This is a genomic window from Alkaliphilus transvaalensis ATCC 700919 (assembly GCF_000621485.1).
In the GTDB taxonomy this organism is placed as follows: domain Bacteria; phylum Bacillota; class Clostridia; order Peptostreptococcales; family Natronincolaceae; genus Alkaliphilus; species Alkaliphilus transvaalensis.
This window is the reverse complement of the sequence record NZ_KK211288.1, coordinates 1-24,019: the sequence shown is the minus strand read 5'-3', so window position 1 is coordinate 24,019 and position 24,019 is coordinate 1. Positions and strand designations below refer to the sequence as shown.

The window sequence follows — 24,019 nt, the reverse complement described above, 5'->3', positions numbered from 1 at the left end:
AAAAAACATAAAACTCCCTCTAATACAGGTTTATTAAACATCATTGTATTATAAGGGAGTTAAGATTACATAGTAAATTATAAAAGATAAAAATTTAATTTAGAACTTAGGGCTATAATCGAAAAATCTTTAATAAGCCAAGGCTGATCATAATAATTGATATAAACACCATGCTACAGGTAAGTAGAGCTTGTAAGGCTGTGTTTTTAAAGGCTTTAATATCTGTTTGCAAACCAATCGCTACGATTGCCATTAATATAAACCATTTACTTAGAAGGGAAAATTGGGCTAAAAGATTAACTTCAATCTCTCCAAAATGAAGGGCTACTGGTATAAATTGGTAAAGGCTGTTTAGAGAAGCAATAACCCCAACAAAGATGAAAATTAGCACATATCTAGGAAACTTAAACTGATAACCACTCCCTTGATGTTCTCCCTTAAAGTGAAAACTATAAAAAAGAGCTATAGGTGCTAATAGCGTTACTCTAGCCATCTTTACTAATGTTCCGATTTCACCAGCTATTGGGCTTCTAGCATAGGCAGCAGCCATGGCATGGGCAACGCCTTGAAGGGTTGTTCCTGTCCATATACCAAAGGCAGTATCCGATAAAGGTGCAATAAAGGCAAAAAAAGTAAACATAATTACTCCAATTGATTCTAACAAGCTAATTACTGCTATCGAAAGGGTAGTATCCCTTTCTTCAGACTTCATAATTGGTGCAATAGCAGCAATGGCCGATGCTCCACATACCGTAGAACCTACACCCATCAGAAGGGATAACTTTTTATTTACACCAAAACCCTTACCTATAAAGAAGGCTAAGAGTTGACCAGAAATAACAATAAAAACAATCATAAATAAAACGGGTAGGCCCAATTGGGATAGGGTGATATAATTTAAGCGAAAACCTAAGAGAATAATACCCCATTTTAAAATTTCCTTAGCTGTAAAAGTAACCCCTGGGATAAAAAGATCCTTTACTCCTACCGTATTTCTTATAATAATAGCTATCATAATTCCGATAGTTAAAGTCTCTATGAAAGATAGAACATGGGCATTAAGAAAGGATGAGATTAGTGCCAATATAAAAGAAAGTAAAATACCATAGATATACTTTTTCAATGTTATTCCTCCTGTTGTACATAGTTCCTACCACCTTATTTATATTAACTCTTTTAGAGAAGAGAATCAAGTTTTAGGCATAACTAAGCCCAGTAGCTTAGAATGATTATGTATTCAAGCATACTGGGCTTAGCAAAACATATTGAATGGTGGGTGGGCTTATTGATTTAATTTATCTAATATAGCATCTACATCAATACCATGTACCATTGCCGCTTGTTCTAAAGTTTCCATTTGAGAAGATGGACAACCAAGGCATCCCATTCCAAAGGACATTAAAATGGAAGCAGCATTTGGGTTAGCTCTAAGAATCTCGCTAATTAATGTATTTCTAGTAATTGTCATAATTAAAACCTCCTAGTTAGTAAGATATATATTTAAAATTTGTATGTCTTTCTTTAATAATAGTATACAGGTAAATAAGATGAAACCCTATAATTTATATCACAAACTGAAGTGATGAATATCACAAATTAATTTTTAAAATTCTCCAATGTAAGACTAATTTGTAGAACTTTGCAATAGCCATAAAGTATCAAGTCAAGTACAGTAAAAAGTATTTTAAAATTAAATCAGTTAAGAAGTAAAGAGAGGACTGTCTTTATGATTTAAACAATCATATAAGACAGCCCCTTAAATCAATCTACATTTTAATTACTCTAATTCCTTTAATTTTTGTTATTTAGATTTTATAAAATGATCAGATTTAGTTTAACCCTAATTCTTTTCTCTTCTTTTCAATATGTTCCACATAAATCTGAATGGTTTTTTCTGCATCTAATTCCACCATTAGTTTACCTAAACCAAGGGTTTCGGTAGTTTCTGTTAAGGTTTTTACCACTACATCACTTCCAGTAACAGAAGGAACTGGGGCGACATGAACTAACCAACCTAAAGCAACAGCTGTACAGGCATCGGCTACAGCTTTTTGCTCTAGATATTCAGGAGCGCCAATGACAAGGGGAAGTTTATCAGTATCGACATTTAAGGCATCGGCTAATTCCATTGCAGTATGGGTCATTTTTCCAATATCTACACAGGCACCATAGGATAGTACTGGTGGAATACCTAATTGCTTACAAACAGCCTTTAATCCTTCACCCGCTTCATCTGCGGCAGATGGATGGGCTAGACCCGTGTATTCCATTACAGCTGATGTACAGCCACCAGAAAGTACTAGAATATTATTTTCTATTAATCCTTTAGTAATTTTAAAGATATTACTTCCACCTTGACCATAACGGGCTGTTGTACAGCCAACAATTGTTGCAATACCTCTAATGTTACCATTGGCAATTTGTTCAATTAGAGGATCAAAAGAGCCACCAAGGGCATCTCTTATTGATTCAGTACTGAAGCCCACCATGCACTCAGTTGTGTAAGGTGGAACATAAACTTCCCTATTTTCAGAACGACGCTTTTGGAAGGCATCTAAAGCCATATTCAAGACTTTTTCTGCCTGTTCATTCATTTTTTCAGGAACAAAATCAATTGTTTCAGTCCCTTGAAGCTTAATGACAGGGTGAGTACTTACAAGTTTTGTTCCAAAACGTTTAGCATAAACAGGTAGGGTTGGAACAGTACAGTTATAGTCAAACATAAACAAATCAACTACACCAGTTGCCAGTAGATACTCTTCAGATAACCATTCTCCTTCTTGTCCCCCATAGGCCCTCATCTTTTGAGTACCTTCATAGTTAAGAAGTTGTTGACCTTCACATACATGTCCAAAAATTTGAATGCCATTAGCACCTATTTGACGAGCCTTTTCCTGCCATTCGTCCGATGAAGCCATTTCAATAGCAACATGGGCTAAAAGGGGCATATGGCCATTTGTAATGATATTAACCATATCTGGGCTCAATAACCCCATGTTTTGCTTTTGCATTGCAATCTTTTGGGTGCCTATTAAGATTTCTTGTAAAATGCATAGGGCAAATAAACCTTGATACTCATTGGCAACCCCTAAACGGACAGAATTAAGTAAAAAGTCTATAGGATCAGATGTAAAGTTTGTCATACATTTAGTCTGGCTATAGGCAATCTCACTATAACCACCGCCTGGAAATAAACCCAACTTATTCCAAAGTTCTTTTCTTTTAGTGGGAGCAAAGGCTTCCACAAGTTTAGAAGGGTCATGGCTTGGTCTATGGATGTCATCAATTACAAATTGGGCGAAATCAACGGCTAACCGATTAACATCAACATTTGTGTCCAGACCCACCATACCGGCGTAATGCTTTAACTTTTCTACATCACGGATCTTTAGTCCACTTTCAGGGTGTTCGCCTGCAGCTTTAAGGGTTCTAGCAGCTTGATGGGCATGAAAAATGTTGGCTGATGTTCCAATGGTGACATGACGATAGACAAAGTTTCTAGATACCATGGTGTGGGCGTCAACACCACAGACTCCCCTTGGGGCTTTAGGGCTGATTCTACAAGGTCCATTAGCACAAAGTTGACAGGAAAGTCCTTCTACACAAAAGCGACACTGGGGCTGTTGTTCAGAAAAACGATCAAATACATTGGTTAAAGAGGCATTATGTACTACTTGGTACATTTCCCTCATGGCTGGGTCTACGATGACATTCATAGGGTAACCCTGTGGTGTTTGGTCATCTACCTTAATATGATCCCTTTGCCATTGAAACACATCATTGGGATGGGGTGACTTTTTAATGTTTTCGTAATTAATTTGAATCTTGTCATGTAAATCGTGGTGATGCTCTGGGTCATTTGTACCACTAATTCCTTGTACTTCAGCGTTTAAGCTTACTTTACCGGGACTAATGGTATTAGTGCTATTTTGCAAGTTTTCTTGATCCTTCGACATAAAAATATTACCTCCCTTATCATTAATCCATTATATTTTCTCTTATAAAAAGGTATCTTATGTATATAGTCTAAATGATTTTATCACTATAAATAGTTTTACTTTAATATGAAGATAGAAAAATTGAATTAGCAAGAATTCCATAAAAATGTTAAAATAGGGTTATATGGGTACTAATAAGGATAAGTATTTGAATTTTATATAAGATCATTTATACTAAGTTGAGAGGAGTAATGGTTAATATGGGATTTTATGAAGAGTTTAACAAATATTATGATTCAATTTTCCCAACAGGTAAACCTCAATTAGAATTTATCTCTAGACGAATTAATGGTAAAAATGTATTAGATATAGCTTGTGGTACAGGAAACTATTCGATTCCTTTAGCAGAAGGGGGCTTCAATGTTTCGGCAATAGACTTAGATGAAGGAATGATAGAAGCCCTAAATTTAAAAGCTAAGAAGCTAGGGGTGGAAGTGAAGGCAATAGCTGGTGATATGAAAAACCTTAAGGGGAATTTTGAAAATAGTTCTTTTGAAACAGCCTTCTGTATAGGCAATTCACTTGTACATTTAACGACAAAGGAAGAGATTCTTCAAGTGATAAGGGAAGTTTTTAGCCTATTAAAGAAATCAGGAAAACTGATTTTACAAATTATTAATTATGATCGAATCTTAAAATATGACGTTAAAAATTTACCTACCATTGAGAATAAAGAAGAGGAAATCAGTTTAGTAAGAAATTATGAATATAGGGATGGTCTTATTTATTTTAATACAGAATTAATTATTCAGAAGGAAGAAAAAATATATCAAAGTTCCGTAGCATTATATCCATTAAAAAGTGATGAACTAATAGAAATGCTAGAGGATGTCGGTTTTAAGGTAGAAGAATTATATGGAAGTTTTAAAGAAGAACCCTATAGTGATCAATCCTATGGAACCATTATCGTAGCTAGAATATAAGAATGTATGAAAGAGGGACATTGAATGATCAATAATACAAAGGATATTTTAAGAAAAATACCCGCTTTTTCAACTTTAAATGATGAAGATTTAGAGACTGTTCGAGAAATGACTATTGATAGAAAGATGAGAAAAGGGACAATTATTTTTATGGAGGGAGATCCTGGAGAGGCCTTCTATTTTATCAAGTCTGGAAAGGTTAAGATTTTTAAAACCACCCCCGATGGAAGGGAACTAATTTTTGCAATTCTTAAAGAAGGGGATGTATTTGCAGAAGTAACTTTGTTTAATGATATGGATTATCCTGCTTCATCAGAAGTATTGGAGGATGCTGTAGTAGGAATGATTAGAAACAGAGACTTAGAAAATCTTATAAGTAATAATTCGGAAATTGCCCTTAGAGTTATAAAGGTATTAAGTAAAAAACTATTTTCGTCTCAACAAAAAGTAAAGGAACTAGCTTTAGGAGATACCTACATGAGAACAGCTCAAGTAATTATTAAGTTGGCAAATGAACATGGGGTAGAGGGCAGAGAAGGTATAGAAGTGAAGTTAAATCTTTCAAGACAAGAGCTGGCTAATATGATTGGTACTGCTAGAGAGACAGTTAGCAGAGCTATGAGCCAGTTCAAAAAGGAAGGGTCAATTGATATTAGCGGTAAAAAAATTATTGTAAGGGATTTAGAAAAATTAAAAGCTTGGATTCAGTAGGACAATTCAATCAGTTAAGTTAGTTAAGAAAGGGTGAAGAGATTCATCCTTTTTATATTGTGTAAAATGATGGCAGAAACAATAACGAAGTCAATTTTCATTTCGCTATATAAAAAAACCTTTGACAATTTTTATAGAATATCTTATTATAATTACATAACCACCCCCTATGGGGGAGGGTATTTAAATGGGAGGTAATAATAATGAAAAAATCAATTATGTCTTGGTCTTGGATTTTTATTGTTTTATTTTTTACTTTAGGGATTGTTGATATACGCTTTGGAATTTTAGGACTAATTTGTATGTTTGTCCCTATTTATTTAGCCCTAAGAGGGGGTGGAAAGGTTCATTGTGCTAAATATTGCCCTAGGGGTTCTATGCTTGGAAATTTCCTAAAAAAACTTAGCTTTAATAATAGCCTACCCAAGTTGATCAATAATAAATTGGTAAAAAATTTAATGCTTTTATGGATGTTAGGAATGTTCTCGATCTCACTCATTATGGCTAAAGGAGATTTTACTAAAACGGCCTTTGCAATTTTTAGAATGATGGCCATGTCTACCTCTGTAGGAATCTTAATGGGAATCCTATTTAAGCCCCGCAGCTGGTGTCAAATCTGCCCTATGGGTTATGCCACAGGGTTAATTGATAAGCGTCAAAAGGCAAAGAAAACTTCAGCGTAATTAGCATCACTTTAATTCAGTCTCAGTCTTTCATCAAAAATTCTTTGTTATTTATATTAATTTATGGGAAAATAATATAAAATAATAACAAAGAAACTGGAAAAGGAAGTGAAGTTGATGGGGGAACAGGACGTAAGAAAAGATGTTATAAACCGATTAAAAACAATAAAGGGTCATATTCAAGGAATTGAAAAGATGGTGGAGGAAGGGAAGGAATGCAAAGATGTATTAATGCAAATTACTGCCATAAAATCTTCTATTGAGAAGGTTGGGTTATTGATTATAGAAGACCACGCCAAGGCTTGCTTAGTAAAGGATAACATTACCAGCGAAGAAGCTCAAAAAGTAATCGCTGAAATTATTAAATTTATGAAGTAGCAATGAATAAAATACAAGTCAAAATACAAATAAATAATGTTTTTAAAGAAAATCATGGGTCAAGTATATTTAATTACTTGACCTTTAATTTTGGGGAATCGATAAATTTAAACACTCATCATCATATCGTTTTCCACTTAGTTTCATAGGGACCTTTGCTTTCAGATCTCGTTATAATATCCTACTCTTCATGTCATCCTTTTATACTAACACCACATAAATTCGAAAGTATATGATGTAACTAATAATTTGTTAAAAAATATATAATCTGAATATTTATGCTTTATTACTAAAACTGCAAGAGATATAATATAGATATCTTAAGTTAATTTAATTTATTGTACCATTTTACCAACAATCAAATGCTAGGGTACCTTTCCATTGGTAAAAAGGTACAAGCTGAAGAAAGAAATATTATCTAAAAGTAGTTATTTAAGTATTTTAAAAATTGGCATAATAGTTGCATTATATTTTTGTGATCATAGGAGGAGATAAAGTTGAACCAATTTAATGAAAAAACACAGGATGCTCCAATCATTGCAGCCGTTAGTGATCTGAATAAGTTGGAGGCTGCGATACAGTCTCCAAGTCAAATTATTTTTCTTTTAACTGGTAATATCAATAACCTTGGAGGGATAGTAAGGCGTGTAAAGGAGGGAGGAATGGATATATATGTTCATTTAGACCTACTAGAAGGCTTTGCAAGGGATGCCATGGCTTTAAAGTATATTCATAATAACATTAGGCCAGACGGAATCATTACAACTAAGAGCAACTTAATTAAACATGCCAAGGATCTAGGCATCTTCACAATTCAAAGACTTTTTATTATTGACACCCTATCTTTGGAGACTGGAATTAAATCGATTAAATCAACAAGACCAGATGCTATTGAAATTTTACCAGGTATTATGCCAAAGGTAATTAGAAAGATAAATCAAGAAACGAAAACACCTGTTATTGCAGGGGGACTAATTATTGATAAAGAGGATGTAATCGAAAGTCTTAAGGCGGGTGCCATCGCTGTATCCACCAGTAAAGAAGAAGTATGGAGCCTGTAGTAGATATTTTTATTGTTTAGGAAAACGTTTTAATTATGAGATATTTATTTTACAGTTTTAATGATACACCATTTATAAGATGGGAGGTGGCTTCAAGGGAAACGTGGGTTATTTGGCGACTATTATAAGGGAGGAGTTGATGGCCAGCGAAAATTAGGTATAGGGTAGGAAAAAATTAAAAATGGGGGAATAAAAATGATTAAGAAGGATACTTTGTTAGGAGAATTATTTGCAGAGTTTATAGGGGCATTTATCTTAATCGCCGTTGGGGCAGGGTCTGTAGCGGCACTAGTACTGATGGGAGAGTCTTATAATTTATGGGATATCAGTTTAATTTGGGGAATTGCTGTTACTATGGCAATATATATTACAGGCGCTGTATCGGGCACTCATATAAATCCTGCTGTAACCATTACTTTAGCAGTATTTAGAGGTTTTTCATGGAAAAAAGTTGGACCTTACATAGTAGCACAAATTGCTGGATGTTTCAGCGGTGCAGCATTGGTATTTGGCTTATATAATAAATCTTTTGCGGCCTACGAACAAGCAAATGGCATTGTTAGAGGAAGTATTGAAAGTGTTTCTACAGCTGGTATTTTTTCAACCTATCCTCAAGCATTATTAAGCAATTTTCATGCAATGTTTGTAGAAATATTTATTACAGCACTACTACTAATTGCCATATTAGCAGTTACAGATGATCGAAATGGTAATGCACCTAAAGGTAAATACGCACCCTTTGCAGGAATATTAATCGGGCTTACAATAGCCATTATCGGTGGTTCCTTTGGTGCATTAACAGGATTTGCAATGAACCCAGCAAGGGATTTCGGACCTAAGCTATTTGCTTCTTTGGCTGGATGGGGTAGAATTGGTTTACCAGCTCCTAATAATTATTTCTGGGTACCTATAGTGGGACCAATTTTGGGTGCATTAGCAGGTGGTTTTATTTATGATAACTTTGTTAGAAAATATATGCCTAGTAATCAAGAAGAAACTGCAGAATCAAAAACTGCTTAATTTCATAGAATTTAAATAGGGGGAATATTGAATGCGTAAGTATATTATGGCACTAGATCAAGGGACAACAAGTTCAAGAGCAATTATATTTGACCATGATGGAAAGGTTGTAGCAACAGCGCAAAAGGAGTTTACACAAATTTACCCAAAGGCTGGGTGGGTAGAGCATGATCCAATGGAAATTTGGGGAACCCAAAGTGGTGTAGCTAGAGAGGTTTTGGAGAGATCGGGAATCAAACCTAGTGAAATTGCAGGAATTGGTATTACTAATCAAAGAGAAACGACTGTTGTATGGGAAAAATCAACTGGTAAGCCAATCTACAATGCCATTGTATGGCAGTGTAGAAGAACAGCTACTATTTGTGATGATTTAAAAAGAAGAGGGTTAGAAGATTATATTCGTAACAATACTGGATTAGTAGTCGATGCATATTTTTCAGGGACTAAGGTGAAATGGATTCTTGACCAAGTTGAGGGTGCCAGAGATAGGGCAGAAAAAGGTGAACTATTATTTGGTAATATTGATACTTGGCTCATCTGGAATTTAACGAGAGGTAAAGTTCATGTGACAGATTACTCTAATGCATCTAGAACAATGTTATATAATATAAAAGAGTTAAAGTGGGATGAAAAAATTCTTAAGGAATTAGACATTCCAGCAGCGATGTTGCCAGAAGTAAAACCATCTAGTTATGTTTATGGCTATACCGACCATGAAACCTTTGGTGGAGCAGATATTCCAATTTCAGGAGCAGCAGGAGATCAGCAGGCAGCTTTATTTGGTCAGGCATGTTTTGAACCAGGTATGGCTAAAAATACCTATGGAACAGGATGCTTTATGTTAATGAATACTGGAGATAAATTTGTACCATCTAAAAATGGATTGCTAACAACCTTGGCATGGGGAGTAGATGGAAAGGTTGAGTATGCTTTAGAAGGTAGTATATTTGTTGCTGGAGCATCAGTACAATGGCTAAGGGACGAATTAAAAATTATTCGAGATGCTGCAGATACAGAATATCTTGCATCAAAGGTTCCAGATTCCAATGGTGTATATGTGGTTCCTGCCTTTGTTGGAATGGGAGCCCCCTACTGGGATATGTATGCAAGGGGTACGATAGTGGGTTTAACTAGAGGGGCAAAGGCAGAGCATCTAATTCGAGCCACCCTCGAGTCTATTGCATTCCAAACTAGAGATGTACTTGAAGCCATGCAGGAGGATTCTGGAATTAATCTTCAAGCCTTAAAGGTAGATGGTGGTGCAGTAGCAAATAATTTCTTAATGCAATTCCAATCGGATATCCTTAATGTAACGGTGGATCGCCCAGAAATTACAGAAACCACAGCTTTAGGAGCTGCCTATTTAGCAGGGTTGGCCGTAGGATATTGGACAGATAAATCTGAAATTGCCAACAAGTGGAGTGTAGATAGAACCTTTACTTCCGCAATGGAGGAAGATCAAAGAGCAAAGCTTTATAAAGGTTGGAAAAAAGCAGTTGAACGTTCTTTAAAATGGGAAGAGGAAGAGTAGGAGTAAGGATTTATTTAAATCAACTCTTTACCCTATAACAGTTAAATGTTATAATTGACATAATAAAATAATTAATGGCTGAGACTTGGAGAGCCACATAAAGCACCTATTAAAATAAATAGGTTGTTTTGTGTGGCTTTTTTATTTGCCGCTGTATATTAATAAAGTAAATGATAAGTTAGGAGTGGATGACTGTGTATGATGTGACCATAATTGGTGGGGGAATAATAGGAACCGCCATTGCAAGAGAGTTGTCTAGATATAAATTAAATACAATTTTAGTAGATAAGGAAAATGATGTCGCTAATGGTACGACAAAGGCTAACAGTGCTATAGTTCATGCTGGTTACGACGCAAAAGTGGGAACTTTAAAAGCAAAAACTAATGTAGCAGGAAATGCCATGTTCGATACATTGTGTAAGGAGTTAGGTGTACCCTTTAAAAGAATTGGATCTCTAGTGGTGGCCTTTAGTGAAGAAGAGATGGTTACTTTAAAGGAATTGTATGAACAAGGCAAAATTAACGGTGTTCCAAATTTAGAAATTATCCAGCAAGAAGATGTAAGGAAAATAGAACCTAATTTAAGTAAAGAGATTATAGGGGCACTCTATGCTCCTTCAGCTGGTATTGTTGGTCCATGGGAACTAGCAATTGCTCTAGCAGAAAATGCTGTAGAAAATGGCGTTGAAATCAGACTAAATACTGAGGTTACTGCCATTGAAAAGAATCAAGAGGGTTTTTTAGTAACTACTGATGAAGGGCACTTTCAAACAAAATACATCATTAACTGCGGAGGACTTTTTGCAGACAGAATAAATAACATGGTAAATACACCCAGTTTTAAGATATTACCTAATAGAGGGGAATATAACCTATTTGATAAAAGTGTAGGAAACTATGTAAATAGCGTTGTTTTCCAAACACCTACCAAACATGGAAAGGGCGTATTAGTATTACCGACAGTCCATGGCAATCTATTAATTGGGCCTACAGCTGAAGCCGTTGATGAGCCTCGGGCAGTGGAGACAACAATAGGTGGACTGAAATATTTAAAAGAAAAGGCCCAAAAGGTCGTGCCAAACTTTCCTTTTTCAACAGTGATTACATCCTTCGCAGGATTAAGGGCAAAGGTTGCGACAAATGATTTTATCATAGAAGAGTCCAAAGAATCAAAAGGATTTATAAATGTTGCTGCAATAGATTCACCAGGACTATCAGCGGCACCTGCCATTGGAAAAATGGTGGTGGAAATGTTGAAGGAGATTGCAGGGAATTTCCAAGGGAAGGAAGACTTTAATCCTAATAGAAGACCTGTTATTAATTTTATGGAATTATCTAATGAAGAAAAAGCCGCTATGATAGAAAAAGATCCCCGCTATGGTCGAATCATATGTCGCTGTGAAGAGATTACAGAAGGAGAAATTGTTGATATTATCAATAGAAAAGCAGGAGCAACCAATTTAGATGCCGTAAAACGAAGGGCACGGGCAGGGGCAGGAAGGTGTCAAGGGGGCTTTTGTGGCCCAAGGGTAATGGAAATATTAGCTAGGGAGTTAAATGTCGATATTACAGAAGTTGTAAAGGATAGTAAGTCTTCTTATCTACTAACCGGACCTACTAAATCATCAAAACATCAGGAAGATTCTGATCAGCTGGTGGCAGTTTCACAGGACAAATAAAGGGAGGGAATATAGGTGGAAAAATATGATATTGTTGTTATCGGTGGAGGACCTGCTGGGTTGGCCGCTGCCATTGAAGCAAAGGAAAACGGAGCCAGCAACATTTTAATTATAGAAAGAGATCGTGAATTAGGAGGGATATTACAGCAGTGTATCCATAACGGTTTTGGACTGCATGTTTTTAAAGAAGAACTTACAGGACCAGAATATGCAGAGCGATTTATTTGTGAACTCAAAAAACAAGGAATACGATATAAATTAGACACGATGGTATTAGATATTACTGAGGATAAGAAGGTAATGGCCATCAATACTGTAGATGGATTGATAGAAATTGAAGCTAAAGCAATTGTTCTTGCCATGGGTTGTCGTGAAAGGACTAGAGGTGCAATTAATATACCAGGAACACGGGCAGCAGGAATATTTACTGCTGGTACAGCCCAAAGATTTATTAATATGGAAGGATACATGGTTGGTAAAAATGTACTTATTTTGGGGTCAGGAGATATTGGTCTAATTATGGCCAGAAGAATGACATTAGAAGGTGCAAGGGTTCATGGGGTAGTTGAAATAATGCCCTATTCTGGAGGCTTAACAAGAAATATCGTACAATGTCTAGAAGACTACCAAATACCCCTATATTTAAGTCATACGATAATTGATATTAAAGGACGAGATCGCATTGAAGAGGTAATCATTGCACAAGTCGATGAAAATCGTCGACCAATTGATGGAACAGAAGAGAGCTTTAAGTGTGACACCCTATTGCTTTCAGTGGGTTTAATTCCAGAGAACGAATTATCTAAAAGTGCTGGCATAAAGATTGATCCTATTACTGGTGGGCCAATTGTAAATGAGTCTATGGAGACTTCGGTTGAAGGAATTTTTGCTTGTGGAAATGTGGTCCATGTCCACGACTTAGTTGATTGGGTGACAGAAGAAAGTAGAAAAGCAGGTAAAAATGCTTCAGCCTATGTTCAAGATCGATTAATAAGGGAGAAAAAGCCCATCTCTACTAGTGCAGGTAAAGGTGTAAGGTACATTGTACCCCAAAAAATTAGACTAGAAAATGTTGAAAAGAATCTGGACCTAATGCTTAGGGTAGATAACGTTTATCATAGAGCTAAGTTAGTTGTTAAAGATAATGATAAGATCATTAAAGTGATTAAGAAAAATCATTTAGCACCAGGTGAAATGGAATCAATTACATTGAATCTGGAAGATTTAGAAAGAGTTGTTGGAAAAGAAATTACTGTGGCGCTACAGCAAGAGGAGGTATAAAATGATGAAAACTTCAATGGTGTGTATTGCCTGCCCATTAGGATGTAAAATGGAAGTGGAGACCATAACAAATGGAAATACTCGATATATTGTAACGGGAAATAAATGTCCTAGAGGGGAGAAATATGGCGTTAAAGAGATGACTAATCCCACTAGAATGGTGACATCAACTGTGAAAATTAAAAATGCCCACTTAAGTCGATTGCCTGTAAGAACCAGTGATGCAATCCCAAAGGATAAAATTTTTGAATGTATGAAAGAATTAGAAGCTGTTCAACTGGATGGGCCAATCAAGGTTGGAGATGTAATTATTAAAAACCTATTGGGGTTAGAAATAGATGTTATAGCTACAAGAAGTATGTAGAAGGTAGGGGAAGAAGATGAAAAAAGTAAATGTTACCCACTTAAATTACTCAAATATTACCGAACTTAAACCAACTCTACAGTATGAGGAACTATTTCACCATGCTCTAGAGGGAATTTTAATCGTTAATGAAGGTGGAAAAATTGAATATATGAATCCCGCTTATGAAAAACTATTTGGGGTCAGCAGACATACATTTACTGGAAAGGGAATTCATCAAGTCCCCAATGATGATTTATTATTAGCCTCATTAAAAACCATGAAAAAGTTACAGGGTTTTATTAATACCCCTTTTATTAATAGATCAATTAGTGCATCAGCATCACCAATATGGAAGGGTGATGAATACAAGGGTGTCATGGCCATTTATCGGGAAGAAGCGTCGACTAAGAATTTCACTTTTAAACCTCAAGAGGAGTTTGTAGAATTGAAAAAAGCCTTTAATAATATTATAGGTAATAATCCTAAGCTTAAGAAAGAGTTGAAAATTGCTGAAAGGGCTTCCAACACCCGCTCTACAATATTAATTAATGGTGAAAGTGGCACTGGAAAAGAATTAGTAGCTAGTGCCATACATGAATCAAGTCCCTATAGTGGAAAACCCTTTGTAAAGGTAAATTGCGGTGCCATTCCTGCTAATTTATTAGAGTCAGAGCTGTTTGGACACGAGCAAGGAGCCTTTACAGGAGCTATTAAAAGAAGAATAGGAAAATTTGAACAAGCAAATGAAGGAACGATTTTTTTAGACGAAATTGGAGATATGCCATTAGAAATGCAGGTTAAGTTACTAAGGGTAATACAGGACAAGAAATTTGAGAGAGTTGGAGGAAGTGAAACACTTCAGTGTAATTTAAGAATTATCGCTGCCACCCATCGGGATCTTAAGGGATTAGTGGAAACAGGGAAGTTTAGGGAGGACCTATATTATCGTTTAAATGTTATTCCAATTCAATTGCCACCATTAAGAGAACGGAAAGAAGATATTTTAGAATTAAGTGACTATTTTGTTGTTAAAATAAGTAAAAGGTTTAATGTTAGAGGGAAAAAAATATCCCAAGGGGTAAAAGATGCCTTTCTGTTATATGATTGGTCGGGGAACATTAGAGAAATGGAAAATTTAATGGAACGATTAATGGTTTTGGTAGAGGGAGATGAAATTACGTTAGAGGATATTCCAGACTATATTTCCCATGTGTATAATCGAAATGTAGATGGTGTAGCTGAAAATGGACTAATTAATCTAAAACCAGAAGGTGAAATGGCATTAATGGAGGAATATGAAAGGGAAATGATAGCGTTGGCCCTTAAACGTTATGGAAGTTTTAACGCTGCAGGTAAGGTTTTGGGAATATCTCATAAAACTGTAGCCTTTAAGGCTAGAAAGTATCAATTGCTAGACTAAAATTATCTTAAGGCAATTAATTAAGATGAAGTATACATTTCCATCTTCCGTACAACAATATAATAAGAGTAAAAGGAGGAAGATGGAAATGGAAAAAGAAAAAGATATTTTTAAACATCTAGAGCTATTAGAAAAAGAAAGAAATTTTTTTGAGGGTGTTGGTGAAATTAATAAATTTAATATGGATGCTATTATAGAATTAATTCAGTATAATAACATAAAAGAATATGGGGACCCAATTTATTCTAGAAGGGAAATTAGGAAGGGGTTAAGGGAGTATTTTAGTGATCGAGTAACCTGCTAAATTCTGGAGGGAAAGAATATGAAAAAAACAGCAATTTTTTTTGATAGAGATGGTGTATTGAATGATAATTATAACAAGCACGTCAATAAGCCAGAAGAATTAGTTCTGTATGAAGGAGTACCAGAAGCCTTGAAAAAGGCCCAAGAAGCAGGCTTTGAGTTGTTTGTCGTAACGAATCAAGGGGGAATCGAACTAGGGCACTTAACCCATGAACAATTAAAAAAAATACATGACCGTTTAGAAGAGCTATTAGAAGGGTATTGTAAGTTTAGGGACATTGTTTATTGTCCCGATTTTAAGAAGTTTAGTGATTGTAGAAAACCTAAACCAGGCATGATCCTACAACTGGCTGAAAAGTATGATATTGATCTAATGAACAGCTGGATGGTTGGTGATCGTGATACTGATATTACAGCAGGAATTCAAGTCGGTTGTTTCACCGCAAAAATAGGAGAAATTGATTCAAGGGCAGATATAAACGAAGGAGAACTCAGTCATCGAAGGGTTGATCGAAGGGTTGATTTGGAGGCGGTAATTGAAGCCATCATTGCCGAAACTGAATAACTTTGTTTTAACATGTAAATTATGCTAAAATATATAGGGATAGACTACATACACTAACAAAGAGAAGTTTTATTAAAACGACTACTATATAATTTTAAGGAGGAACTAAAATGGATAAGGAAATCATCGTATTTACAAGTAATACATGACCTCACTGTGTAACGGTGAAAGAGTTTCTTTCAGAAAAAGGTGTAAGTTATGTTGAAAAAAATGTACAAACAGACCCAGCTGCTAGAAAAGAATTAATGAAGGCAGGTATCATGGCAGTACCTGTTGTGAAGATTAATGATGAAATGGTAGTTGGTTTTGATAAAGAAAAATTAGAAGATTTATTAGGATAATCTTAAAAAAAAGAGGTGTTAAATTAAACACCTCTTTTTATCTGCCGATAAACATTTGTGTAAAAACCTTTCCATAGGGACCTCCCTTTTCCATTCCAATGCCAATGTGGGTAAAGGTAGGATTAAGTATGTTTTGACGATGGGTAGTAGAATTCATTAATGAATGATGGGCCCCAATTACACTATTATGGCCTGCTAGGTTTTCGCCTGCAAAGAGATAGTCTATTTTGTATTTTTCCATCATTTCGAAGGGGCTTCCATAGGTAGGAGAATAATGATTAAAATAATTTTCTTCAATTAAATCCTTAGATTTTAGCCGAGCTATTTTAGTAAGGGTTAAATCAATTATTAAAGGTTCTAAGCCAACCTCAATTCGTTCTTTGTTGATTAAATCAACCATTTCTTTTTCCTCGGCAAGTAGATGATCGTCTAAAATGACATTATCCTTAGTATCTCTTCCCTCCACATAGGGTACTGCCTTGCTCTTTTCAACACAGCCTACCTGTTGATCTTCTAAAAGGACCACATACCAATCATCCGTTACACCAATTACCTTCAAAAGATCACCATTGTTATAGGTTGCAACAACCGATAAATTAGGATTTTTACCAGAATAGACTTCTGTCATATCTTCCTTTATAAGAATTTCTTTAACTTCACCTTCTTTATAAATAGAAGAATTTTTAATGGCAACTTTTGGTGGCAGATGATCTCTACAAGAAACGATCATAAAAGAGATTAGTAAAAAAGCCACTAGTAGATAAATTTTTTTCGTTTTTATCAATACCTCACCCCCAAAAAATATTATTTGCAAAAAAAATATAAATTATAAAATATAAAAAAATCAGTATTTAACACAGAAAAAATTTCCAAAAAAAGCAAAACCCTTATTTTAAAAGTGAAATAGTCAACTTGAAAAATAAGGGTTTATATTTGATATTTTAATTCTTTATATCTTAATATTGTATTTTAAATCTTGTATTTTTGTAACTCTGATCTAAAGTTGGAAATTAGAACTTCAAATTGCTTAATATGATCGGTTAAATCCTTTACTTGTTCAGAGTATTGAGTTACACTTGAACTCATTTCCTGAGAAGATGCTGAGTTTTCTTCTGCTATTGCTGCTAGTGCATGGACATTTTCAACTACCCCTGATAATCTTTCAGTTTCGGTGGATAGTTGTGTAATTAATTTTACAATGACATTAGAAACCTCTACAATTTCAGAGGTAGAAGCTTGATTATCAATGGTAACTTGGTCTAATGTTGCATTACTAGCCTCTAATTGATGATGTTGTTCTGCGATTTCCTTAACAAACTTATTGATCATTTCAATAAAATATTCTAGGTTTTCATTAATGTCATGAACAGATGTTTTAGAGTTTTCGGCTAGTTTTCTAATCTCTTCTGCAACAACAGTAAAACCTCTTCCAGCTTCTCCGGCTCGGGCAGCTTCAATTGCTGCATTTAAGGCTAGTAGATTGGTTTGATCTGCAATTTGCTCTACAGTAGAGCTGATTTCCATAATCTTTGTAGCCTGTGATGCAAGATCTTGACCCTGTTGATTAACATTATCGAAATTTGACTTAACAGAGTTGATCATGGTATTAACCTTATGAATAGACTCATAGGATTTTTTCAGTTGTTCTACAGAAGATTCTAGACGGTTTTTACCATCTGTTTCTTCATCAACGATCTCGCTAAGGGTGGTAATATATTGATCTAAGATGGAGACAGCATGTTCCGTTTCATCGGCCTGACTAGAGGCACTTAGAGCAACTTCGTGAACAACAGATGAAATTGTGTCGGATAAATCCTTCATATTGGCAGTAATTAGAGAAAATTCCCGTAAATAGTTGTCCATATCATCTGTACCACCTTTAAGGAATAAAAAGTCTGACTTAACAGCTTCCTTAGCAGCGTTTAGATGATTCATAATTTCTTCTGTTGTATCATTACTTCTTAGTATAGACTTGCTGGCAAAATCTAAATCTTTAAGTTTTTTTATGTCTTCCTCTATATAATTGAGGGGTTTCATGACAATATGGGCCACTAAGATAATACTAATAAAGGTTGCTAAAGAAAGTAGTCCATTAATCATTAAACCAGCATCTTGATTAAATAAATTTAATAAACCAAACAAAACCAATGATGGGAGGATACTAACCTTAAGAGGTAATTTATTAAAAATAAAAAAGCCCATTAATTTAGATGTGGTTGGCTTAATAATCCGGTCAGGGGATTTTTCTAAATATAGATGCACCTTCATAAAATGTTTCTGATCTTCTGTTTTACCAGATTCTAAAATCTTATACTCTAATTTTTCATTAAAATAAGCAGAACTTCCTTCTAGTAAGCCTAAGAAGTAGTCGAATAAGCCCCGCTTAGAGATATAAGTAATTTGTATCTCTCTTTCATTAATCTCATTAGGAATTAGACGAGGAGGATTAGCGCCTTTAATCATTTTGGTTAATTGTGCATGAACGCTATCCATCATAAGTAAGAAACCCTTTAGACTATATCTTTCAAAGTATGAAGGGAACCATTTTTGAAAGCTGTAGATGTTTTGTTGTCCAACTTTTCGCCATATATCGCCTACTGCTTGGTCCGTTTCCTTAGCGATAAAGCTGAAGACTGAAAAGATTTCTTCATCAGATATGTCCTCCAATGGACTAATAATTCGATCCTTATTCCATTGAATAGACTGGGTAGCCCTATTGACAAGATCTTCGCCGAATAGGTTTTTTAAGCTGTTTAACCATGTGGAAACAACTGTACCCTTCATTTAATCACGCTCCTTAGTTTTTAATTGCAATAAATAATCTATACCCAAATTATAGTGGTTAAAACCTATAATTGCAAATATTTTAAATAAAAAAAGCCCAAATACTTGGGCTATACTGTAAGAAATAGGAAAGCTCTCTTTTAGTTATTTAAATATAAAAGAACTTTACGTGATCAGTTTCAACGAAGTCATCCAATAAATCTTCTGAAGAAAGACTTTGTTAAGGGTAATCTATGCTATAATATTTTTATATAATCTTTAAGGAGGAGCCCGAATGAAATTTAGTATTTTTCAAATTATTAATTTGATTGTTGTGCTGGTTTTATTAGGAGTACCAGTTGTTGTAACCATATTAATACTAAAGTATTTTAAAGATAAAAAAGATGACGTAGATGTAAACTCGGTTGAATATTTAATCAATAAAATTAATGACCTAGAGGAACGGGTTCAAGAGCTAGAAGCTCAAATGGATTTAACTAATATAGATTAATTAGATTATTGAAGTCTTCCTCTGGAATTTTTAAGTTAAGATGGCTGAGGGGCTTTTTTTCAGGTTGTAGTTTATCAAGGTAAGAGTGAGAAGTTGGATCTTGATATATTACACCTGTACAAAGGCCTTCAGTTTCGATTAGTCTATTCATGGCCTCTTGATAGTTAAGGGGCTTTTTATTTTCCTCTTCATCTAGGTTAATTAAGTGTTCTCTAAACCATTGATAGGTATTAATTTTATTATAGGTAATACAAGGGCTGAAGACATTAACCATAGAGAATCCCTCATGCTGAATTGCTTTTATAATAATGTCCACCAATTGCTCTTGGTAACCAGAAAACCCTTGACCAAGGAAGGTAATTCCATTTGCTAATGCAACAATGCCTGGGCGTATGGGGGTTTCAATTGATCCAGTAGGAGTACTTTTTGTTTCAAAACCTACTTCACTTAATGGAGAAGTGTGGCCCTTTGTTAGGCCGTAAATTTGGTTATTTAAGACAATATAGGTCATATTAATATTTCTTCTAATGGCGTGCAGGGTATGGCTTAGACCAATAGCAAAACCATCTCCATCCCCACCAGCAGCAATGACTGTCAAGTCTCGATTTGACGCCTTTATCCCTTGGGCAATTGGCAGGGATCGGCCATGTATTCCATGGAAACTATAGGAATTCATATAGCCAGAGATTCTACCTGAACAACCGATTCCCGAGACAATTGCTAATTTTTCATTGGGTATTTCTAGTTTTGAAGCTGCCACCTGTAATGCCCTTTGAATCGAGAAATGACCACAACCAGGGCACCAATTAGGAATAATATTGTTGCTATAATCCTTCATGTTAGCCATTATACCCACCTTCCAATCTCAGTTATAATCTCACCTAATGTAAAGGTGGTTCCGTCATATTTTGTAACACTATGAATCTTATCATGGTAACCTACTTCACTTCTAATAATTGTGGCTAATTGTTGTGAATAGTTGTTTTCCACAACAATAATATGATCATATTTAGCGAATAAATTTTCTAGCTGTTTTATCGGGAGGGGTTTAATCATTTGAAAGTAACCAAAGTCTACAGGAATATTATTCTTTTCAATAGCCCCTTTAATGATGCCATAGGTACTTCCAAAGGTAAGTACCAGTACATTATTGTTACTTGTAGGTTTGTTTTCTTTAATAATGATCTCATTACTAGATTGAAGGATATATGTTTTTTCCATTCTTTTCTCCATCATTTTTTTTCTATTTAAAGGTGTATCCATTGGAAGTCCAATTTCACTATGTTCTAAGCCAGTAGTATGGTGAATTCCCCCTTTTGTCCCAGGAATCGCCCTTGTAGAAACATGATCTTCTGTAAATTGAAAACGTTTGTAGCCTTGCTGTATTTCACTGGCTCCAAAGATTTTTCCTCTATCAATTTCAATCTTGCTATAGTCTAACTGATCAATAGTTTGATTTGAAAGGGATAAAGTTAAGTCCAATAAGATTATTACAGGACATTGATATTTATCGGCTAGATTAAAGGCTCTAATGGTTGAATAAAAACATTCCTCCACAGTAGAAGGCGTTAAGATAATGGTTGGATATTCTCCATGGCCACCAAAATAGAGACCTATCAAATCACTTTGTTCATGTTTTGTAGGCATACCAGTACTGGGGCCCACCCTTTGGGAATTTACAATAACAATGGGGGTTTCTGTCATGCCTGCTAAACCAATCCCCTCCATCATTAAAGAGATACCAGGGCCAGAAGTTGCAGTCATACTTCTAACGCCACCATAGGCAGCTCCAATAATCATATTAACTGCAGCAATTTCATCTTCAACCTGAAGCATAATTCCTTTATATTTAGGTAGTAAAACACCTAATGTCTCCATAATTTCTGAAGCAGGAGTAATAGGATAGGAGGCAACAAAACGGCACCCTGCCATTAATGCACCTAAGCTAACACCATGATTTCCTAGCATTAGGGGGCGTTTGTTTTTCTGAATAGAATTCAATATAAAATTTGAATATTCATTTAGGTTTTCATTAGCATGTTGGAAAACATGGTCTAAAACTTTAATGTTCTTCTCAATAATATCTTGACCTTTTTTCTTGAATTTTTTGGTGATGACTTCTATTAAGTTCCCTTCAGAAATCCCTAACAAAACGCCAATAAAACCCATAGCAGAAGTATTTTTCATAATCAGAGAACCGTTCTTTTTAGCAATTTCACTGATGGGAAGGGCATGGAGTTTTAAGCCTTTCTTTAATAGAGTTGGGTCAGGTGTGATTGTTGAATCATAAAAAATGATACCATTTTCTTCGAGTAGAGGATGATAAAGATCTATTGTCTCTTGGTCTAAAGCCACAATAAATGATACTTCATCCTCAACCCACAACTTTTTCTCTAGGCCTATGTTTATTACGATACTACTGTTGCCTCCTTTAATTCTAGAGGAGAAATTTCTTTTTTCAAAACAGTAGTATCCAAGGGAAGATAGGGTCTTCATTAAATTTTCTGCTGTACTGATGACGCCTTCACCCTGTACACCACCTATTAAGAGGGACATACTATTATTCAATTTATTCACTCCCTATTACATAATATTAAGGTAATTACACTTAGAAGATTATTTTATGTTATTTATATAGGTTTATTTATTACCTTTTAAGGTTATTTTATATAATACATAGGAGATTATGGGTTTTTAAGTTTTGAGACTAAATCATAATTGTCCTAATGTATTTCAACAAAAGATTTCCAATAAATTTTACTAGATGGAAGCCATTGTTTCATAAAGGTAGTTCTTTTTCTCTGTTATAATGTCCTAAGCAAAACTCTTCTTAAAAAAATCTTCTTTAAATGTAACTTCCTATATTAATGACTATACTTTTATATTACTACCAAAAGTTTTAAGTTATTAATCATATATTAATACAATTTAATATTATATTCATTGAAGCGTAAGTAGTAACCTTTTATTCTCTTTAATTTTAAACTAGTACAATTTAAAATAGATAGTGTAATTTCATCAGTTTCTAAAAATATCTTTTCTAAAACATAATTTACAATGGAAAAGGAGATAATTAAGTTGACAGAATTAAACATTTCATTATATAATTCATTTTAATATAATATGGAATAAGCGATGAGTAAGGAGAGTAAAAATAGTTATTTGCATAAGCGAGTCGATGATGGTGGAAGTTCGACGCAAAGGCTGTTTTGAATGGGCTTACGAGTGCCAGTTGAATTATAGTAGGCTGCGACGGTTTTCCTCCGTTATTGGGAAGGGTTGATAGTTCAACCGCAAAGGGGTGCATTAGCACAATTAGAGTGGTACCACGGAGATAACTCTTCGTCTCTATATTTTATAGAGATGGGGAGTTTTTTGTTTTATATTTCTATTATTAAAATCAAATAAAAAATTAAGTAAAGGAAGGTGAAGGAGATGGCGAATAACCATCAGAAAATTATTTTTAGTGGAGCACAACCAACGGGGAGCTTAACCTTGGGGAACTATATTGGGGCGATTCAAAACTGGAAGGCTTTAGAGCAAGATTATCAATGTTTATATTCTATCGTCGATCTTCACTCATTAACTGTTAGACAAAATCCAAAGGAATTTAGAGAAACATGTACCTCTTTTTTAATTCAATATTTAGCTTGTGGATTAGATCCAGAAAAAAATATTATCTTTTTTCAGTCCCATGTGCCACAGCATACTGAATTAGCATGGATATTAAATTGTCATACCTATATGGGTGAACTAAATCGAATGACTCAATTTAAAGAGAAGTCTCAAAGACATAAGGATAATATTAATGCGGGGTTATATACCTATCCGGCACTACAAGCAGCTGATATTTTACTTTATCAGACAAACACCGTACCAGTAGGGGAAGACCAAAAGCAACACCTAGAACTTTGTAGAGATATCGCCATGAGATTTAACCAAGCCCATGGAGAAACCTTTGTTGTACCAGAACATCACATACCAAAGGTCGGAGCAAGAATAATGAGTCTTCAAGAGCCTGATAAAAAGATGTCTAAGTCAGATGAAAATCTAAACGGAACAATCTTTTTAATGGACTCAGAGGATGTAATTCTAAAGAAAATGAAACGAGCTGTAACCGATAGTGAAAATAGAGTAGTTTATTCTGACGAACAACCAGGCATAAAGAATCTAATTACAATCTATTCGACAGTAGCTAATATATCGATAGACGAAGTTGTTGCAAGATATGATGGAAAAGGATATGGCGCCTTCAAAAAAGAACTAGCCGAAGTAATTATTGAAGCTTTAAGACCCTTTAAAGAAAAATATGATAACTACAAAAATAATATGGACTATGTAGAGACTGTCTATAAACGAGGGGCAGAAAGAGCAAGGGAAATTGCTGAGGGGACGATGAAGGATGTGAGGAGTAAAGTCGGTTTATTACCCCGTTAGCCTGTTGAAAAGCCCCCATCTTCATCGTCACTGCAAAAACCTAGCACCCTTACGTATTAAAACATACG

The 24,019-nt window shown here is 34.9% G+C and carries 23 protein-coding genes and 1 other annotated feature; of the genes, 16 read left to right on the top strand and 7 right to left on the bottom strand.

Annotated features, from left to right (window positions below; genetic code table 11):
- Window positions 1-112 precede the first annotated feature (112 nt).
- The 3 genes from T335_RS0118370 to cooS form a co-directional block, all read right to left on the bottom strand.
- Window positions 113-1,123 (bottom strand): YeiH family protein, encoded by a 1,011-nt coding sequence (locus tag T335_RS0118370; protein WP_026478833.1) that lies wholly within the window; start codon window positions 1,121-1,123, stop codon window positions 113-115.
- Between the two features lie 159 nt (window positions 1,124-1,282).
- Window positions 1,283-1,468, bottom strand: coding sequence for a DUF1858 domain-containing protein (locus T335_RS0118365; RefSeq protein WP_026478832.1), 186 nt, complete (start codon window positions 1,466-1,468; stop codon window positions 1,283-1,285).
- A 361-nt stretch (window positions 1,469-1,829) separates the two neighbouring features.
- Complete coding sequence (gene cooS / locus T335_RS0118360; RefSeq protein WP_026478831.1) at window positions 1,830-3,956, bottom strand: anaerobic carbon-monoxide dehydrogenase catalytic subunit; 2,127 nt, start codon at window positions 3,954-3,956, stop codon at window positions 1,830-1,832.
- A 242-nt stretch (window positions 3,957-4,198) separates the two neighbouring features.
- Between cooS and T335_RS0118355 the strand changes: the two genes are divergently transcribed.
- The 14 genes from T335_RS0118355 (at window position 4,199) to T335_RS21290 (ending at window position 16,240) form a co-directional block, all read left to right on the top strand.
- A complete protein-coding gene (locus T335_RS0118355; protein ID WP_026478830.1) occupies window positions 4,199-4,921 on the top strand; it encodes a class I SAM-dependent methyltransferase in 723 nt (240 codons plus the stop codon).
- Window positions 4,922-4,945: 24 nt separating this feature from the next.
- Entirely contained in the window at window positions 4,946-5,632 is a 687-nt protein-coding gene (locus tag T335_RS0118350) for a Crp/Fnr family transcriptional regulator (protein ID WP_207640699.1), read from the top strand.
- 203 nt (window positions 5,633-5,835) lie between these two features.
- Window positions 5,836-6,315: a 4Fe-4S binding protein gene (locus T335_RS0118345; RefSeq protein WP_026478828.1), complete on the top strand. Its 480-nt coding sequence runs from the start codon at window positions 5,836-5,838 to the stop codon at window positions 6,313-6,315.
- A gap of 117 nt (window positions 6,316-6,432) precedes the next feature.
- On the top strand, window positions 6,433-6,693 hold the full coding sequence (locus T335_RS0118340) for a metal-sensitive transcriptional regulator (RefSeq protein WP_026478827.1): 261 nt from the start codon (window positions 6,433-6,435) through the stop codon (window positions 6,691-6,693).
- Window positions 6,694-7,190: 497 nt separating this feature from the next.
- A complete protein-coding gene (locus T335_RS0118335; RefSeq protein ID WP_026478826.1) occupies window positions 7,191-7,754 on the top strand; it encodes a glycerol-3-phosphate responsive antiterminator in 564 nt (187 codons plus the stop codon).
- A 195-nt stretch (window positions 7,755-7,949) separates the two neighbouring features.
- The gene (locus tag T335_RS0118330) at window positions 7,950-8,774 is read left to right on the top strand and encodes an MIP/aquaporin family protein (RefSeq protein WP_051569409.1); all 825 of its coding nucleotides are present in this window, start codon (window positions 7,950-7,952) and stop codon (window positions 8,772-8,774) included.
- 31 nt (window positions 8,775-8,805) lie between these two features.
- Window positions 8,806-10,305, top strand: a complete 1,500-nt coding sequence (gene glpK / locus T335_RS0118325) for a glycerol kinase GlpK (RefSeq protein WP_026478824.1) — start codon at window positions 8,806-8,808, stop codon at window positions 10,303-10,305.
- A 188-nt stretch (window positions 10,306-10,493) separates the two neighbouring features.
- Entirely contained in the window at window positions 10,494-11,984 is a 1,491-nt protein-coding gene (locus tag T335_RS21300; RefSeq protein WP_330371292.1) for an NAD(P)/FAD-dependent oxidoreductase, read from the top strand.
- 15 nt (window positions 11,985-11,999) lie between these two features.
- Window positions 12,000-13,265, top strand: a complete 1,266-nt coding sequence (locus T335_RS0118315) for an NAD(P)/FAD-dependent oxidoreductase (RefSeq protein ID WP_026478823.1) — start codon at window positions 12,000-12,002, stop codon at window positions 13,263-13,265.
- 1 nt (window position 13,266) lies between these two features.
- Window positions 13,267-13,629 (top strand): DUF1667 domain-containing protein, encoded by a 363-nt coding sequence (locus T335_RS0118310; protein ID WP_330371291.1) that lies wholly within the window; start codon window positions 13,267-13,269, stop codon window positions 13,627-13,629.
- Between the two features lie 16 nt (window positions 13,630-13,645).
- Entirely contained in the window at window positions 13,646-15,031 is a 1,386-nt protein-coding gene (locus tag T335_RS21295) for a sigma-54 interaction domain-containing protein (protein ID WP_051569407.1), read from the top strand.
- Between the two features lie 88 nt (window positions 15,032-15,119).
- Window positions 15,120-15,335 (top strand): hypothetical protein, encoded by a 216-nt coding sequence (locus tag T335_RS0118300; protein WP_242837328.1) that lies wholly within the window; start codon window positions 15,120-15,122, stop codon window positions 15,333-15,335.
- A gap of 18 nt (window positions 15,336-15,353) precedes the next feature.
- Window positions 15,354-15,899, top strand: a complete 546-nt coding sequence (locus T335_RS0118295; protein ID WP_026478820.1) for a D-glycero-alpha-D-manno-heptose-1,7-bisphosphate 7-phosphatase — start codon at window positions 15,354-15,356, stop codon at window positions 15,897-15,899.
- Window positions 15,900-16,009: 110 nt separating this feature from the next.
- A complete protein-coding gene (locus tag T335_RS21290) occupies window positions 16,010-16,240 on the top strand; it encodes a glutaredoxin family protein (protein WP_084281492.1) in 231 nt (76 codons plus the stop codon).
- 37 nt (window positions 16,241-16,277) lie between these two features.
- Here the strand turns inward: T335_RS21290 and T335_RS21285 are convergent, their stop codons facing one another.
- Both T335_RS21285 and T335_RS0118280 read right to left on the bottom strand, forming a co-directional pair.
- On the bottom strand, window positions 16,278-17,024 hold the full coding sequence (locus T335_RS21285) for a CAP domain-containing protein (protein ID WP_084281490.1): 747 nt from the start codon (window positions 17,022-17,024) through the stop codon (window positions 16,278-16,280).
- A 185-nt stretch (window positions 17,025-17,209) separates the two neighbouring features.
- On the bottom strand, window positions 17,210-19,024 hold the full coding sequence (locus T335_RS0118280; protein WP_026478819.1) for a heme NO-binding domain-containing protein: 1,815 nt from the start codon (window positions 19,022-19,024) through the stop codon (window positions 17,210-17,212).
- Between the two features lie 274 nt (window positions 19,025-19,298).
- Between T335_RS0118280 and T335_RS0118275 the strand changes: the two genes are divergently transcribed.
- Window positions 19,299-19,514, top strand: coding sequence for a hypothetical protein (locus T335_RS0118275; protein ID WP_026478818.1), 216 nt, complete (start codon window positions 19,299-19,301; stop codon window positions 19,512-19,514).
- On the opposite strand, the gene T335_RS0118270 is transcribed toward T335_RS0118275, so the two are convergent.
- On the bottom strand, window positions 19,501-20,361 hold the full coding sequence (locus T335_RS0118270; RefSeq protein WP_026478817.1) for a 2-oxoacid:ferredoxin oxidoreductase subunit beta: 861 nt from the start codon (window positions 20,359-20,361) through the stop codon (window positions 19,501-19,503). The two genes, T335_RS0118275 and T335_RS0118270, sit on opposite strands and share 14 nt — an antisense overlap.
- On the bottom strand, window positions 20,361-22,082 hold the full coding sequence (locus tag T335_RS0118265) for a 2-oxoacid:acceptor oxidoreductase subunit alpha (RefSeq protein ID WP_026478816.1): 1,722 nt from the start codon (window positions 22,080-22,082) through the stop codon (window positions 20,361-20,363). Before T335_RS0118265 ends, T335_RS0118270 begins: the two co-directional genes overlap by 1 nt.
- Before the next feature lie 558 nt (window positions 22,083-22,640).
- Window positions 22,641-22,867, top strand: a binding site (T-box leader).
- Window positions 22,868-22,949: 82 nt separating this feature from the next.
- On the opposite strand from T335_RS0118265, the gene trpS reads away from it, so the two are divergent.
- Complete coding sequence (trpS, locus tag T335_RS0118260) at window positions 22,950-23,951, top strand: tryptophan--tRNA ligase (RefSeq protein ID WP_026478815.1); 1,002 nt, start codon at window positions 22,950-22,952, stop codon at window positions 23,949-23,951.
- Window positions 23,952-24,019 lie beyond the last annotated feature (68 nt).